Here is a 14,774-nt window from a genome sequence, read left to right as displayed (position 1 = left end):
TCCTGCTGCCCGCTCAGTCCAGCGGAAACCCCGTATAGGCGTCCGCGAGGTCCGTCTCGGCCGCGCGCGACGTGGCGACCCGCTCCAGACGGGCCAGCTGCAGCCGGTCCTCGAACGGGGTGGCGTCGGGGGCGCGGTGCAGCAGCGTCGTCATGTCGTACGAGAACCGCTCGGCCTGCCAGACGCGGCGCAGGCAGGTCTCGGAGTACGCGTCGAGCCGCTGGGCCGATCCGGTCTCCCGGAGGCCGACCAGGGCGCGGGCGAAGGTGACGACGTCGCCGACCGCGAGGTTCAGGCCCTTCGCCCCGGTGGGCGGCACGATGTGCGCGGCGTCCCCGGCCAGGAAGAGCCGGCCGTGCCGCATCGGCTCGTGGACGTAACTGCGCATCGGGGTCACGGACTTGGCGGTGATCGGACCCCGCTGGAGGCGCCAGTCGTCGGCGGTCTCGAAGCGCCGCTCCAGCTCGTCCCAAATCTCCTCGTCGCTCCATGCCCCGGCGTCGGTGCCCTCGGGGACCTGGAGGTAGAGGCGCGAGACGACCGGCGAGCGCATGCTGAGCAGCGCGAATCCGCGGTCGTGGCGGGCGTACACCAGCTCGTCGTGCGAGGGGGCGACATCGGCGAGGATGCCCAGCCACCCGAAGGGGTACGTCCGCTCGAAGACGCGGGAGAGGCCGGCCGGGACCGCCCGGCGGGCGACGCCCCAGGAACCGTCGCAGCCGACCACGTAGTCGCACTCCAGCACGTCCTCGCGGCCCTCGTGCCGGAAGCGCACCCGCGGCCGTTCGCTCTCGGCGTCCTCCACGGCGAGCGCCTCGGCCTCGAAGAGCAGCGGTCCGCCCTCCTTGAGCTGGAGCGCGATGAGGTCCTTGCACACCTCGGTCTGCGCGTACACCATCACGGAGCTGCCGCCGGTCAGGGCGGGGAAGTCGACACGGTGGCGCCTGCGGTCGAAGCGCAGCTCGATGCCGTCGTGCCGCAGGCCCTCCCGGTCCATGCGCTCCCCGGCCCCGGCCGCGCGCAGCACGTCGACGGTGCCCTGCTCCAGGATTCCGGCGCGCTGCCGGTGCTCGACGTAGGCGCGGTCGCGGCTCTCCAGGACCACGGAGTCGATCCCCGCGTTGTGCAGCAGCCGCGCCAGCAGCAGTCCGGCCGGTCCGGCCCCGATGATCCCGACGGTGGTACGCATCGAAACGCCTCTGCTTCCTGAGCCCCGCTCGGCCTTGTTTCGCTCTTGTTCGTCCAGTGAAATTTCCTTCACTAGGCTGCCCTCCGAGTCTCCGACGGTCCCGGCCGACTGTCAATGGGGGCGATCAGCGCGTCTACGGTGTCTCGGAACACGACCCTTGCGCCCATAGCGGTGGTTTCGTCCGCGTGATTGTCGGAGGTGCCCGGAACCGGACTTGAACCGGTACGCCCGCGAGGGGCAGCGAGGTTTAAGCTCGCCGTGTCTGCATTCCACCATCCGGGCAGGCCATGGGCTCCGCATCGAGGTTCCGAGCCTATCGGGGACCGTCCCCCGAACAGTCAAAGAGTGACCCGATGTTGTCTTATTTTATTGACGTCTGAGGGTGCATCAGCACTGGGTACGGGCCGTCGGCACTTGCCAATAGCCTTTCTGGTCGCCGAACGCGGCGCACACGGAATGACGGAATTTCACCGCCCGGACGTGAACGTTCACCACCCGCGAGGCTGATCGCCCCTCAGGGGTGGCCGTCATCCCCAGGTATGACACAACCGCCCACGGTCCGCCCCGAGTCTGCCCCGGGAACCGGAACTACGGCTGACTACACGGCGTCGTACGGCCATGAGGATGGGTGACGTCCCAGAACGTCGTCGTCCCGACAGGAGCACCCTCCCGTGACCACCACTCCCCTCGCCGGCCGGACCACCGCGGTGGCCGCCCGCGCCACGGAACTGTCGAAGGTCTACGGACAGGGCGAGACCCAGGTGGTCGCCCTGGACCGGGTGACCGTCGACTTCCGGCAGGCCGAGTTCACCGCGATCATGGGCCCGTCGGGATCCGGCAAGTCCACCCTGATGCACTGCGTGGCCGGCCTGGACACCTTCTCCTCCGGCTCCGTGCGCATCGGTGAGACCGAGCTCGGGTCCCTCAAGGACAAGCAGCTCACCAAGCTCCGCCGGGACAAGATCGGCTTCATCTTCCAGGCGTTCAACCTGCTGCCGACGCTGACCGCGCTGGAGAACATCACGCTCCCCATGGACATCGCGGGCCGCAAGCCGGACAAGCAGTGGCTGGACACCGTGATCGGGATGGTGGGGCTCGCCGACCGGCTCGGCCACCGGCCCTCCGAGCTCTCCGGCGGCCAGCAGCAGCGGGTCGCGGTGGCCCGCGCGCTCGCCTCCCGGCCCGACATCATCTTCGGCGACGAGCCCACCGGAAACCTCGACTCCCGGTCGGGCGCGGAGGTCCTGGGCTTCCTGCGCAACTCCGTGCGGGAGCTGGGGCAGACCGTCGTCATGGTCACCCACGACCCGGTGGCCGCCGCCTACGCCGACCGCGTCGTCTTCCTCGCCGACGGACGCATCGTCGACGAGGTGTACGAGCCCACCGCCGACGCGGTCCTGGACCGTATGAAGCAGTTCGACGCCAAGGGCCGTACGAGCTGAGGCGCCCGGCGCACCTTCCCTCCGCCCTCGCCGCCGGCCGCGGCGGACACGAGCTTCTACTCTCCCTGGACTGAGAAAACCCATGTTCCGTACCGCCTTGCGCAACGTCTTTGCGCACAAGGCCAGGCTGTTGATGACCGTGCTCGCCGTGATGCTCGGCGTGGCGTTCGTGTCCGGCACGCTGGTCTTCACCAACACCATCTCGGACGCCTACCAGAAGAGCTCCGCCAAGGGCTTCGACCAGGTCGACGTCGCCATCCACCCCGACGGCCGGCAGGACGAGGGCGACAAGATCGGCAAGGAGCCGAAGCTCACCCAGGCGCTGCTGGACAAGGCCGCCGCGGTGCCCGGCGCCGAGTCCACCATCGGTGTCGTGAACGGCTTCACCGCCATCGCCGACAAGGACGGCAAGCTGATCGGCGGCGGCTTCCAGTCGCAGGGCGGCAACTACTGGGGGGACAAGGACCCGCGCTACCCGCTGACGAGCGGTCACGCGCCCCAGGGCAGGAACGAGGTGGCCGTCGACTCGGAGACCGCCCGGCGGGCCGGCTACAAGATCGGCGACACGGTGCGGCTGTCCGTCGACGGCCCGGTTCTGAAGCCCACCATCACCGGCGTCTTCACCACCGACGACGGCAATGTCGCCGCCGGCGGCAGCCTCGCCCTGTTCGACACGGCGACCGCGCAGAAGCTCTTCGGTTCGGCGGGCGAGTACGACGAGATCGATGTGAAGGCCGCGACCGGCACCACCCAGACCGCGCTGCGCAACGCGCTCGACGAGGTCGTGCCGAAGGACGTCGCCTCCACCACCACGGGCAAGCAGCTCGCCGACGACCAGGCCACGCAGATCGCCGCGGCGATGAGCGGGATGAAGACGGGCCTGCTGGTCTTCGCCGGCATCGCGCTGTTCGTCGGCACGTTCATCATCGCCAACACCTTCACCATGCTGGTCGCCCAGCGCACCAGGGAACTGGCGCTGCTGCGCGCCGTCGGCGCCTCCCGCCGGCAGGTCACGCGCTCGGTGCTGCTGGAGGCGTTCGTGGTCGGCACGGTCGCGGCCGTCACCGGCCTGGCCGCGGGTATCGGCATCGGCGCCGGAATGCGCGCCCTGATGGGCACGTTCGACGCCACCGTCCCGGACGGCCCGCTGGTCGTCTCGCCGGGCACCATCGCCACCGCGCTGCTCGTCGGCGTCCTGATCACCATGCTGGCCGCCTGGCTGCCGGGCCGCCGCGCCGCGAAGATCCCGCCGGTCGCCGCGATGAGCAGCGTGCACGCGAAGGCGACCACCAAGTCGCTCGTCGTACGCAACACCCTCGGCGCGCTCTTCTCGGCGGCCGGCGTCGCCGTGGTCCTCTTCGCCACCACCATGGACGGCTCCGACGGCCAGGCCCCGATGGGCCTCGGCGCGGTGCTGCTCATCATCGGTGTCTTCATCCTGACGCCCCTGCTGTCGCGCCCGCTCATCGCCTCCGCGGCGCCGGTGCTGCGCGCCTTCGGTGTCTCCGGCAAGCTCGCCCGTCAGAACTCGGTGCGCAATCCGCGCCGTACCGCCGCCACCGCCTCGGCGCTGATGATCGGGCTCACCCTGATCACCGGCATGACGGTGATGGCGGGCAGTCTGCAGACGTCGATCGACAAGATGGCCAGCTCGGCGATCAAGGCCGACTACGTGGTGTCGATGGCGAACGGCAACATGCTCTCCCCCGAGGTCGAGAAGAAGCTCGCGGCCACCGACGGGGTCACCGCCACCAGTCCGCTGCGTGACGCTCCCTCGCGCATCGACGGCGAGACCGAGTACCTGACGGGCGTGAACGGCGCGTCCATCACCTCCCTCACCGACCTGACCCTCTCGGAGGGTGCCTTCAAGGTCGACGGCAGCCGGGTCGTCGTGGACGACGACACCGCGAAGTCCCACGGCTGGAAGACCGGTTCGCACTTCACGGTCTCCTACGAGGACGGCAGGAAGCAGCGGCTGAGCGTCGCCGGTGTCTACCGGAGCACCGAGATGATGCGCGGCATCATGCTCGACAACGCGGTGCTCGCGCCGCACCAGAGCGACCCGCAGGACATGCAGGTCATGCTCAAGACGTCCGGCGGCGCCTCCGGCCAGGTCAAGGACAAGCTGGAGAAGGCCCTCGGCGACAACCCGGCCATCAAGGTGCAGGACAAGAAGGACATCTCCAACGACATCGCGCAGATGTTCACCCTGATGCTGAACATGCTCTACGGCCTGCTGGCGATGGCGGTCATCGTCGCGGTCCTCGGCGTCATCAACACGCTCGCCATGTCGGTCTTCGAGCGCTCGCAGGAGATCGGGATGCTGCGCGCGATCGGCCTGGACCGCAAGGGCATCAAGCGGATGGTCCGGCTGGAGTCCCTGGTGATCTCGCTCTTCGGCGGGGTGCTGGGCATCGGCCTGGGCGTCTTCTTCGGCTGGGCCGCCGGAGAGCTGCTGGGCACCAAGATGGCCACCTATGAACTCGTCGTGCCCTGGGGCCGGATGGCCCTCTTCCTGCTGCTGGCCGCGACGGTCGGCGTGCTGGCCGCGCTGTGGCCGGCCCGCCGGGCGGCCCGCCTGAACATGCTGGGGGCGATCAAGTCGGAGTAGCGGTGCACGGCAGGGGCCCCGTCCGGACACCGGGCGGGGCCCCTTCTCCGTTCCGTGCCCTACGTCCCGGTGTTCCAGGTGCGGGCCCGCAGCGGCAGCCCGGACGTGCCGGCCTCGGGTGTCCGGACCGCCAGTACCTGGTTGACGCCGATGCGGTTGCGCTCGAAGGCGAGAGCGCTGGCCGCCATGTAGAGGCGCCAGACACGGGCGCGGCCGGGGCTGGTGAGCCGTACGGCCCGCACCCACTGCGCCTCCAGGTTGGCGACCCAGCGGCGCAGGGTGAGTGCGTAGTGCTCGCGGAGGACCTCGACGTCGCGCACCTCGAAGCCGGCCCGCTCCAGCTGCGTCAAGGTAGTGCCGATGGGCGCGAGCTCACCGTCCGGGAAGACGTACGCGTCGATGAACTCGTCGACGCTGTACGCCGATTCGTCCATCTGGGGGCGCCGGGCGATCTGGTGGTTGAGCAGCCGTCCGCCCGGCTTCAGCAGGGCGTGCAGCACCCGGGCGTACTCCAGATAGCGGTCGGCGCCGACGTGCTCGGCCATGCCGATGGAGGAGATGGCGTCGTACGGCCCGTCGATGACGTCCCGGTAGTCCTGCACCCGGATCTCGACCCGGTCGGTCAGCCCCTCGTCCGCGACCCGCTTACGGGCGTACGCGGCCTGTTCCTGCGACAGGGTGACGCCGACGACGCTCACGCCGTACTCGCGGGCCGCGTGGATGGCCATCGAGCCCCAGCCGCAGCCGACGTCCAGCAGCCGCAGCCCCGGCTTCAGCCCCAGCTTGCGGCAGACGAGGTCGAGCTTGTCGCGCTGGGCCTCCTCCAGGGTGCCGGCCTCCTCCCAGTAGGCGCAGGAGTACACCATCGACGGGCCGAGGACGATCTCGTAGAAGTCGTTCCCCACGTCGTAGTGGTGGCTGATGGCGCGTCTGTCGCTGCGCTTGGTGTGCAGATGGCGGCGTCTGCGGACCTCCTCGCGCGGCGGTGCGGGCGGCAGCGGGGGGCCGCCCATCCGGATGAGCCCGCGTGCCGCGGCCCGCACGTCCGGGTCCCGCAGGGCCTCACGCAGGCCCTTGGCGCCCTCTCCGCGCTCCCATACGAGACCGGCCATCACGTCCAGCGCGGCGTACAGGTCTCCCTCCACCCCGAGGTCCCCGGCGACCCAGGCCCGCGCGATCCCCAACTCGCCCGGTTTCCAGAGCAGTCGGCGCAGGGCCCTGCGGTTCCTGATCACCAGTGCGGGGGCGCCCGGGGGCCCTGCCTCCGAACCGTCCCAGGCACGAATGCGTACCAGGACCGGGGTCCCCAGCAACTGCTCGAAAAGGCTCTTCAGCCGCAGCGCGGCGTCGGGCATGGCCACACCTCCGTGACAACAGATCCCGGAACGTCCAACACCACGTAAACACCAACCGCCCCCGCGCGCAGTCCCCCTTCCGCGTTACGGCTGAGCAAAATACCTGTACACACCATGCGCTTGGCGCCGCCGGCTCCCCTGTTCAAGGGGTCCCGGGGCCGCCCGGAAACGCCGAAGAGGCCCCCCGCACCACGGATGGCGGGAGGCCCCTTCGGGGCGTTCAGTGACCGGCGGCCAGGAGACCGGCGGTCGGGCGACCGGCGGTCAGGAGGCCTTCGCCTCGGTCTTCGCCTCGGCCTTGGCCTCGGTCTTCGCCGGAGGCAGCTTCGCCTCGGCGGCCTTGGCCGCGGCCGGCGCCGGCTTGGCAGCCTCGTAGAACTCCTCGCGCGGAGTCTCCATCGCGCCGAGGGAGACGACCTCGCGCTTGAGGAACATCTGCAGCGTCCAGTCGGCGACGACGCGGATCTTCCGGTTCCACGTCGGCATCGCCAGGCCGTGGTAGCCGCGGTGCATGTACCACGCCAGCCGGCCCTTGAGCTTGATCTTCACCTTGCCCATGACGATCATCGCGACGCCCTTGTGGAGGCCGAGCCCGGCCACCGCACCCTTGTTGGCGTGCGCGTACTCCTTCTGCGGGAAGCCCCGCATACCGGAGATCACGTTGTCACCGAGGACCTTCGACTGACGCAGCGCGTGCTGGGCGTTCGGCGGGCACCAGGCGTTCTCCACACCGGCCTTGCGGGCGGCGATGTCCGGCACCTGGGCGTTGTCGCCCGCGGCCCAGATGTAGTCCGTGCCCTGGACCTGGAGGGTGGCCTGGGTGTCCACGTGACCGCGCGGGCCGAGCGGCAGACCGAAGCGGGAGAGCACCGGGTTCGGCTTGACGCCGGCCGTCCACACGATCGTGTTGGAGTCGACCTCGAGCCCGTTCTTCAGGACCACGTGGCCGTCGACGCAGGAGTCCATGGAGGTGGAGAGGTAGACCTCGACCCCACGGCTCTCCAGGTGCTCCTTGCCGTACTGGCCGAGCTTCGGGCCGACCTCGGGAAGGATCTTGTCCGCGGCGTCGACGAGGATGAAGCGCATGTCCTCGCGGGACACGCTGGAGTAGTACTTGGCCGCGTCGCGGGCCATGTCCTCGACCTCACCGATGGTCTCCGCACCGGCGAAGCCACCGCCCACGAAGACGAAGGTCAACGCCTTGCGGCGGACGTCCTCGTCGGTCGTGGAGTCGGCCTTGTCCAGCTGCTCGAGGACGTGGTTGCGCAGGCCGATGGCCTCCTCGATGCCCTTCATACCGATGCCCTGCTCGGCGAGGCCGGGGATCGGGAAGGTGCGGGAGACCGCGCCCATCGCGATGACGAGGTAGTCGAAAGGCAGCTCGTACGCCTCGCCCACGAGGGGGGCGATCGTCGCGACCTTGCGGTCCTGGTCGATGGTGGTCACGCGGCCGGTGAGAACTTCCGCCTTGGGCAGCACGCGTCGCAGCGGGACGACGACGTGCCGAGGCGAAATGCTGCCGGCGGCGGCTTCGGGGAGGAAGGGCTGGTAGGTCATGTACGACCGGGGGTCGACGACCGTGACGGTCGCCTCGCCGTAGCGCATCTTCTTGAGGATGCGCCGAGCTGCGTACAGGCCTACGTACCCACCGCCTACTACGAGGATCCTGGGACGCTCCGTGGTGCTCATGCCATCGAGTATCCACCTGCATCAGGGGGGTCGCTCGTGCGCCCCTTCACAAGCTTGGGCGGGGGCTCTGCTACACTGCGCGGCTCACGTGACCCAGGTCATGCCCACGGCGGGGAACCACCGTGCCGTGCGGACCGTTGTCAACACCGCGTGAGCTGCCACTCCGGCCCTTCGGACCCGCTGGACCAGCCCCTCGTTTCACACCCCCGAAACACCCCCGGAACACCCTCGCGGGCACCCCTGACGGCCCATGGGGACCCCGGGAGGGGCCGATGGATCGAAATCCGCGCCCAACAGGGCCGATTTCCTTGTGAAGAACTTCACGAACTTTCCCGACGGCACGTCACGGAGGGGGTCCGGAAGGCCTCTCGGGCCCGCTCATACGTTATATGACCTGCTCAGCCGAGGGCTACCGGCGGGTAGCCGAAGCCGGCTCCAAAGCGGTTCGATGCAGCCGAAGCGGCTCGATGCAGGCCGAAGCGGCTCGATCGCACCCGTCGCGTCCTGCGGGCGCCGGCCGCTCAGGCCGTCGCCCCCTACGCCTCTTCCGCGGCCCGGTAGGCGATGCCGTCGAGGATGTCGTGCTCGCTGACGACGACCTCGCGTGCCCCGATCCGCTCCATGATCGCGAGGAGTACGAGGGCCCCGGCGGCGATGACGTCGACGCGGCCGGCGTGCATGGAGGGGATCGCCGCGCGCTCGGCGTGCGTCGAGGCGAGCAGCCAGTCGCTGATCTCGCGGACCCGGTCGAGGGTGACCCGGGAGTGGTGGATCACCGTGGAGTCGTACGCGGGGAGGTCCAGCGCGATCGCCGCCACCGTGGTGACCGAGCCGGCGAGGCCGACCAGGGTACGGGCCTCGCGCAGCGGGACCGTCCGCTCGGCGAGGTCCAGCGCGGCCTCGATGTCGGCGCGCACGGCCTCGATCTGCGCGGCCGTCGGCGGGTCGGTGACCACCCCGTCGTGCACGAGATGCCGCTCGGTCATCCGTACGCAGCCGATGTCGACGGACCGCGCTGCGCGCACGTGGTCCTCCCCGACGACCAGTTCCGTGGAGCCGCCGCCGATGTCCACCACCAGGTAGGGCTTGGCCAGGTCGTCCCGCCCGGTCAGCTCCCTGGTCGCACCCGTGAAGGAGAACTCCGCCTCCTCGTCGCCGGTGATGACCTCGGGCTCCACCCCGAGGATGTCCAGGACCCCTCGGACGAACTCGTCCCGGTTCTCCGCGTCGCGGGTGGCCGAGGTGGCGACGAAGCGGATCCGCTCGGCGCCGTGCTCCTTGATGACCGCCGCGTACTCACGGCAGGCGGCGAAGGTCCGCTCCAGCGCCTCGGGCGCGAGCCGTCCCGTCCGGTCCACGCCCTGGCCCAGCCGGACGATGGTCATCCGGCGGTCCAGGTCGACGAGTTCACCGGTCGCCGGGTCCGCGTCCGCGACGAGCAGACGGATCGAGTTGGTACCGCAGTCGATGGCGGCGACCCTGGTCATGCGTTCGGTCTCCTGTCGTGAAGGCGCTGTTTCCCGGACGGGGCGTTGCGGCAATGGTTTCGCCCTCTGCGCCCCTGCCGGTCCCGTACCCGGGGCTCTGCTCCCAGACCCCGCTCCTCGAACGCCGGAGGGGCCGAAACTGCGGACGGCTCTGGAGAAGGTCAGCTCTCGCCGGCAGGGACCACGCACGCGCCCTTGCGCCACCACTCCGGCAGCAGGGCGATCGCCTCGTCGCCGAGGGGGTTCACACCCGGGCCCGCGGCCAGGGAGTGCGCCACGAGTACGTGCAGGCACTTCACCCGGTCCGGCATGCCACCCGCGCTCGGGAAGCCCTCCAGGACCTCGATGGAGTCGCGGCGGGCGATGTAGTCCTCGTGGGCGGCACGGTAGGCCGCGGCCAGCTCGGGGTCGGTCGCCAGACGGTCCGTCATCTCCTTCATGACGCCGTTCGCCTCGAGGGTGCCGATCGCCGACGCCGCGCGCGGACACGTCAGGTAGTACGTCGTCGGGAACGGCGTGCCGTCGGGGAGCCGGGGGGCCGTCTCCACCACGTCGGGCTGGCCGCAGGGGCAGCGGTGCACGATCGCGCGCAGTCCGCGCGGCGGCCGGCCGAGCTGCTGCCTGAAGGCCTCGACGTCCGCGTCGGTCGGCTCGGTGCGCGGGGTGGGCGGCGGAGGGGTTTCCATGCCTGTGCTTTTGTCTCTCTAGTCAGTTCGGTGGTCGGAGCGGGCGAGCGGCCGGGGCGCCGGCCCGCTCACCGGGCGGCGCGGTCGGACTTGTCCACGCCGTCCCAGACGTTGGCGTACCAGGGACGGGCGGCCGCGCCCTGTTCGGCGCGGGACTGCTTCGCGGCGTCCGGGTCGATCACGATGTAGCCGGTCTCGCCCGGCATCACATAGTGCAGCCGCAACCGGATCTGCTGCTCGGCGTACGCGTCGTCCTGCCAGCGTGCCTTGAGGTCGCGCAGCTGCTCGACCCGCTCCCTGGCCTGGTCCTGCTGCCGCTCCAGGTCGGCGACCTCGGCGCGCTGGGACACGTACTGCCTTGTCGGGTACGCCAGGGCCACGATCAGGGAGCAGAGGACGAGCGCCAGGAGCGCTGCCCGGCTGGTGAGCCGGGAGCGGCGGGCCTGACGCTTCGTCTGCGAGCGGTAGACCCGGGCCGCCGTCTGCTCACCCAGCGCCCGCAGCCTGGTCGCGGTGGAGAACCGGTCCCGGTCCTTCACGGCCATGAATCCCGCCTCCCCGGAACAAGCCCGTCACGTGCGTACGTCCCCGCACACGGTACGGGACCGAGTACGGGGACGTACGTACGACGCTTCCCAAGCGGGTGCGGCTCAGCCCTTGAAGCGGGGAACCGCCGAGCGCAGGGCGTCAGCCCTTGAAGCGGGGGAATGCGCTGCGACCGGCGTACACCGCGGCGTCGTCGAGGATCTCCTCGATGCGCAGCAGCTGGTTGTACTTGGCGACGCGGTCCGAGCGGGCCGGGGCGCCGGTCTTGATCTGGCCGCAGTTCACGGCGACCGCGAGGTCGGCGATGGTGACGTCCTCGGTCTCGCCGGAGCGGTGGGACATCATGCACTTGAAGCCGTTGCGCTGGGCCAGCTCGACGGCGTCCAGGGTCTCGGTCAGCGAACCGATCTGGTTGACCTTGACGAGCAGGGCGTTGGCGGAGCCCTCCTCGATGCCACGGGCCAGGCGCTCCGGGTTGGTGACGAAGAGGTCGTCACCGACGATCTGGACCTTGTCGCCGATCTTGTCGGTGATCACCTTCCAGCCGGCCCAGTCGTCCTCGTACAGCGGGTCCTCGATGGAGATCAGCGGGTACGCGGAGACGAGCTCCTCGTAGTACTCGGTCATCTCGGCGGCCGAGCGGGACTTGCCCTCGAACTCGTACTTGCCGTCCTTGTAGAACTCGGACGCGGCGACGTCGAGCGCGAGCGCGATCTGCTCACCGGGGATGTAACCGGCCTGCTTGATGGCCTCGACGATGAGGTCGAGGGCGGCGCGGTTGGACTCCAGGTTCGGGGCGAAGCCGCCCTCGTCACCGAGGCCGGTGGACAGGCCCTTGGTCTTCAGCACCTTCTTGAGGGTGTGGTAGACCTCGGCGCCCCAGCGCAGCGCCTCGGAGAAGGACTCCGCGCCGATCGGGGCGATCATGAACTCCTGGATGTCCACGTTCGAGTCGGCGTGCGACCCGCCGTTCAGGATGTTCATCATCGGGACGGGCAGCAGGTGCGCGTTCGGGCCGCCAAGGTAGCGGAACAGCGGCAGGTCGCTGGCCTCGGAGGCGGCGTGCGCGACGGCGAGCGAGACGCCGAGGATGGCGTTGGCGCCGAGCGAGCCCTTGTTGTCGGTGGCGTCCAGGTCGAACATCGCCTGGTCGATCAGGCGCTGCTCGGTGGCGTCGTAACCGACGAGCTCCGGGCCGATCTGCTCGATGACCGCGAGGACGGCCTTCTCGACACCCTTGCCGCCGTAGCGGTTGGGGTCACCGTCGCGCAGCTCGATGGCCTCGAAGGCACCGGTGGAGGCTCCGGACGGGACGGCGGCACGACCCGTGCTGCCGTCGTCGAGGCCGACCTCGACCTCGACGGTGGGGTTGCCTCGCGAGTCGAGGATTTCCCGGGCTACGACGACGTCGATGGACGGCACGAGCATCTCCTTCTTGGATGTGACGCGGGTACGCCGGACCGTGGCCCGGCAGGTGCGGCGCCGCTGGGGCTCCGCGGGACGAGCCTAACCGGCTCCGCGGGATCGGCCAGCCCTCGACCGCCCCCTGGACGGAACCGAGAGTAAATTGTTTCCGAACGGAACAAAGAGCGGACCTTGACCCGCCGCGAAACCGGAACCCGGGTGGAGCGGGGTGGAGACGGGTGGGGGGCCGGGTGAAGGCCCGAGCGGAGCGCGGCCGGAACCAGAGTGGGGGCCCGACGGGGCGCGGGCGAAGCACGGCCGGGACCAGGCGGGAGCCCGACCGGAGCGTGGCCGGAGTTCGACCGGAACCAGACCGGAGCCCGACCGGAGCGCGGCCGGAGCCCGTTGAGGGCACGAAAAAGCCCCGCCCCGGTGCGTACGGGGGAGAACGCACCGGGACGGGGCAGCCCGTGGGGGACGGGGGCGACCCTCACGAGGCCTCCACCTTGGAGGTCACGGATGTGAGGGCACTGTGGTTCAACTACGAGCTTCCTCAGCCTCGCGACCGGTCCGCCGACCGGTCGAGGGGCGGATGTCGGCTCAGGGGTGTCAGCTCAGGTGGAGCTGCTGACCCGGGAAGATGAAGTCGGCGTCGTCGACGATGTCCTTGTTCAGCTTGAACAGCTTCTGCCAGCCGCCCTTGACGTTCTTCTTCTCGGCGATCGAGCTGAGGGTGTCACCCTTGACGACCTTGTACTCGCCGTCGCCCTTCTTGACCTTCTTGCCGGTCGGGGTCTCGACGGTCTTCTTCGCCGCGGGACGCTCCTGCGAACGGGAGGCGCGCTGCTCCTGCGACTGAGTGCTCTGCTGCTGCGACGGGGTCGTGCTCTGCGAGCTGCCCGAGTTCGACGGGGAGGCGCCGGACAGGCCGGTGCCGCAGGTCGGCCAGGCACCCTTGCCCTGCGCGGCGAGAACCTTCTCGCCGACGGCGATCTGCTGCGACTTGGAGGCCTGGTCGGCGCTGGAGGCGTACGAGGTACCGCCGTACGCGGCCCAGGTGGAGGGCGAGAACTGCAGACCGCCGTAGTAGCCGTTGCCGGTGTTGATGGACCAGTTGCCGCCGGACTCGCACTGGGCGACGGTGTCCCACTCGGAGGTGGAGGCGGCGGAGGCGTTGCCGGCCGCCATCAGCGGGGCGGCGATGGCGACGCCGGTGACGCCGGCGAGCGTGGCGACACGGGTGGCCTTGGACGGGCGACGGTGCTTGCCCTTGCCGGAAAGCAGCATGAAGTGATCCCCTCACCGACGCCTGCGAGGTGAGCTGTCGGGTTCGGGCCGAGTGAGTTGCCCGGCCGCGCACTCTTCAGTGCGCGGCTTAACCCCAAGCCGTCCCGGTCAACTGTCCGGTGCGGCACTTACCTTGGGTCCCCCGCTCCTGCCTACGGCGCTTGAAGCGACGACTGTTCCCGTACGGCCGCTGGCAGGATTCGGCGTTGCGACCATCGGGGCCCGCTGTGGCGAGCGGTCACGACCGTAGACACGCGACCGACGGAATTTCAAAGACGATCAGGGCTTCTGAGACCCATCTCTCATCTCGCCAAACCGGACATTCCACGGCGAATCATGACGTGAACTGCCGCTGATTTGTACCTGATTCGCCAGCTGACAGCTACTTAGTCACTACCGAGCTCAAGGCTCTGACCGGGCAGGATGAGGTCGGGGTCGGCGCCGACCGACTTCTTGTTCGCGGCGTAGAGCTCGGACCATCCGCCCTTGAGGTCAAGGGAGTCGGCGATGGTCCAGAGACTGTCGCCGGGACGGACGGTGTAGGAGCCGTCGGCGGCGTCGCGGGCCGCACCGGAGTCGCGTGAGGCATGCCGCCCGGCCGCGTCCTCGTCGCGCCCCGCGGACGAGCCGCTCGCGGCGCTGTCGTCCGCACTGTCGCCGCGGTGGCGCCCCGAGCCGGTCGCGTCGGTTCCGGTCGCGTCGGGCGCCTCCGAAGAGTCGTCACTCTGCCCGGACTTGTCCGACTCGTCACCCTTTGCCGTACCGGCGTCCGTGCTCGCGTCGTCCGAGCTACCACTCGAACCCGAGGAGGTGTCGGACGTCGTCGAGTTTTCGGCCGCATCCGAGGAGGTGCCAGAAGAGGACGAATCGGGCAAGGGGGACTCGGACGAAGAGGAGCTGGACGAGCCGGAGGAGTCGGCCGGCGAGGAGTCGAGCGAGCCCGACGTGCCGGACGAGTCCGTCGACGCGGAACTGGGGGGAGAAGAGGAGGCGTCCGACCCACCCACTTTCCCGTCTAACGAGCCGGTGTCCTTTCCTAGCCCTGAGGGCGGAACACAAGGGGGCCAAGAGGCAAAAA

The 14,774-nt window shown here is 69.8% G+C and carries 11 protein-coding genes, 1 tRNA gene, 1 pseudogene and 1 riboswitch; of the genes and pseudogenes, 3 read left to right on the top strand and 10 right to left on the bottom strand.

Features of this window, described 5'->3' with window-relative positions:
* Positions 1-13: 13 nt before the first annotated feature.
* Positions 14-1,189 (bottom strand): 4-hydroxybenzoate 3-monooxygenase, encoded by a 1,176-nt coding sequence (locus tag ACFWM2_RS14310; RefSeq protein WP_383278057.1) that lies wholly within the window; start codon positions 1,187-1,189, stop codon positions 14-16.
* A gap of 199 nt (positions 1,190-1,388) precedes the next feature.
* Positions 1,389-1,471: transfer RNA gene (locus ACFWM2_RS14305), tRNA-Leu, on the bottom strand.
* A gap of 389 nt (positions 1,472-1,860) precedes the next feature.
* Here ACFWM2_RS14305 and ACFWM2_RS14300 point away from each other — a divergent pair.
* The gene (locus ACFWM2_RS14300) at positions 1,861-2,631 is read left to right on the top strand and encodes an ABC transporter ATP-binding protein (RefSeq protein ID WP_383278055.1); all 771 of its coding nucleotides are present in this window, start codon (positions 1,861-1,863) and stop codon (positions 2,629-2,631) included.
* A gap of 82 nt (positions 2,632-2,713) precedes the next feature.
* The gene (locus tag ACFWM2_RS14295) at positions 2,714-5,242 is read left to right on the top strand and encodes an ABC transporter permease (protein ID WP_383278053.1); all 2,529 of its coding nucleotides are present in this window, start codon (positions 2,714-2,716) and stop codon (positions 5,240-5,242) included.
* 59 nt (positions 5,243-5,301) lie between these two features.
* Here the strand turns inward: ACFWM2_RS14295 and ACFWM2_RS14290 are convergent, their stop codons facing one another.
* From ACFWM2_RS14290 to ACFWM2_RS14255, 8 genes are all read right to left on the bottom strand, one after another.
* A complete protein-coding gene (locus ACFWM2_RS14290) occupies positions 5,302-6,597 on the bottom strand; it encodes a class I SAM-dependent methyltransferase (protein ID WP_383278051.1) in 1,296 nt (431 codons plus the stop codon).
* Positions 6,598-6,861: 264 nt separating this feature from the next.
* A complete protein-coding gene (locus ACFWM2_RS14285) occupies positions 6,862-8,286 on the bottom strand; it encodes an NAD(P)/FAD-dependent oxidoreductase (protein ID WP_383278049.1) in 1,425 nt (474 codons plus the stop codon).
* A gap of 536 nt (positions 8,287-8,822) precedes the next feature.
* On the bottom strand, positions 8,823-9,773 hold the full coding sequence (locus ACFWM2_RS14280) for an exopolyphosphatase (protein WP_383278047.1): 951 nt from the start codon (positions 9,771-9,773) through the stop codon (positions 8,823-8,825).
* A 161-nt stretch (positions 9,774-9,934) separates the two neighbouring features.
* Complete coding sequence (locus ACFWM2_RS14275; RefSeq protein WP_383278044.1) at positions 9,935-10,459, bottom strand: DUF501 domain-containing protein; 525 nt, start codon at positions 10,457-10,459, stop codon at positions 9,935-9,937.
* 68 nt (positions 10,460-10,527) lie between these two features.
* The gene (locus ACFWM2_RS14270) at positions 10,528-11,004 is read right to left on the bottom strand and encodes a septum formation initiator family protein (RefSeq protein WP_383278041.1); all 477 of its coding nucleotides are present in this window, start codon (positions 11,002-11,004) and stop codon (positions 10,528-10,530) included.
* A 142-nt stretch (positions 11,005-11,146) separates the two neighbouring features.
* Positions 11,147-12,433, bottom strand: a complete 1,287-nt coding sequence (gene eno, locus ACFWM2_RS14265; protein ID WP_383278039.1) for a phosphopyruvate hydratase — start codon at positions 12,431-12,433, stop codon at positions 11,147-11,149.
* A gap of 585 nt (positions 12,434-13,018) precedes the next feature.
* Complete coding sequence (locus ACFWM2_RS14260; protein WP_383278036.1) at positions 13,019-13,696, bottom strand: transglycosylase family protein; 678 nt, start codon at positions 13,694-13,696, stop codon at positions 13,019-13,021.
* Between the two features lie 4 nt (positions 13,697-13,700).
* Positions 13,701-13,866: riboswitch (cyclic di-AMP (ydaO/yuaA leader) on the bottom strand.
* 216 nt (positions 13,867-14,082) lie between these two features.
* A complete protein-coding gene (locus ACFWM2_RS14255; RefSeq protein ID WP_383278033.1) occupies positions 14,083-14,571 on the bottom strand; it encodes a LysM peptidoglycan-binding domain-containing protein in 489 nt (162 codons plus the stop codon).
* Here ACFWM2_RS14255 and ACFWM2_RS14250 point away from each other — a divergent pair.
* Positions 14,546-14,774, top strand: a pseudogene (locus ACFWM2_RS14250) (hypothetical protein); the annotation flags it as partial. The gene ACFWM2_RS14255 and the pseudogene ACFWM2_RS14250 sit on opposite strands and share 26 nt — an antisense overlap.

Source organism: Streptomyces sp. NPDC058371 (assembly GCF_042723265.1).
Classification (GTDB): domain Bacteria; phylum Actinomycetota; class Actinomycetes; order Streptomycetales; family Streptomycetaceae; genus Streptomyces.
Note: the sequence above shows the minus strand (reverse complement) of the source record. Positions and strands in the feature narration are given on the sequence as shown.

What these genes read in the sequence shown, in the direction of transcription:
- ACFWM2_RS14310 (WP_383278057.1), bottom strand. Translation starts at nt 1,189, where the DNA reads ATGCGTACCACCGTCGGGATCATCGGGGCCGGACCGGCCGGACTGCTG.
- ACFWM2_RS14295 (WP_383278053.1), top strand. Translation starts at nt 2,714, where the DNA reads ATGTTCCGTACCGCCTTGCGCAACGTCTTTGCGCACAAGGCCAGGCTG.
- ACFWM2_RS14290 (WP_383278051.1), bottom strand. Translation starts at nt 6,597, where the DNA reads ATGCCCGACGCCGCGCTGCGGCTGAAGAGCCTTTTCGAGCAGTTGCTG.
- ACFWM2_RS14285 (WP_383278049.1), bottom strand. Translation starts at nt 8,286, where the DNA reads ATGAGCACCACGGAGCGTCCCAGGATCCTCGTAGTAGGCGGTGGGTAC.
- ACFWM2_RS14280 (WP_383278047.1), bottom strand. Translation starts at nt 9,773, where the DNA reads ATGACCAGGGTCGCCGCCATCGACTGCGGTACCAACTCGATCCGTCTG.
- ACFWM2_RS14275 (WP_383278044.1), bottom strand. Translation starts at nt 10,459, where the DNA reads ATGGAAACCCCTCCGCCGCCCACCCCGCGCACCGAGCCGACCGACGCG.
- ACFWM2_RS14270 (WP_383278041.1), bottom strand. Translation starts at nt 11,004, where the DNA reads ATGGCCGTGAAGGACCGGGACCGGTTCTCCACCGCGACCAGGCTGCGG.
- eno (WP_383278039.1), bottom strand. Translation starts at nt 12,433, where the DNA reads ATGCTCGTGCCGTCCATCGACGTCGTCGTAGCCCGGGAAATCCTCGAC.
- ACFWM2_RS14260 (WP_383278036.1), bottom strand. Translation starts at nt 13,696, where the DNA reads ATGCTGCTTTCCGGCAAGGGCAAGCACCGTCGCCCGTCCAAGGCCACC.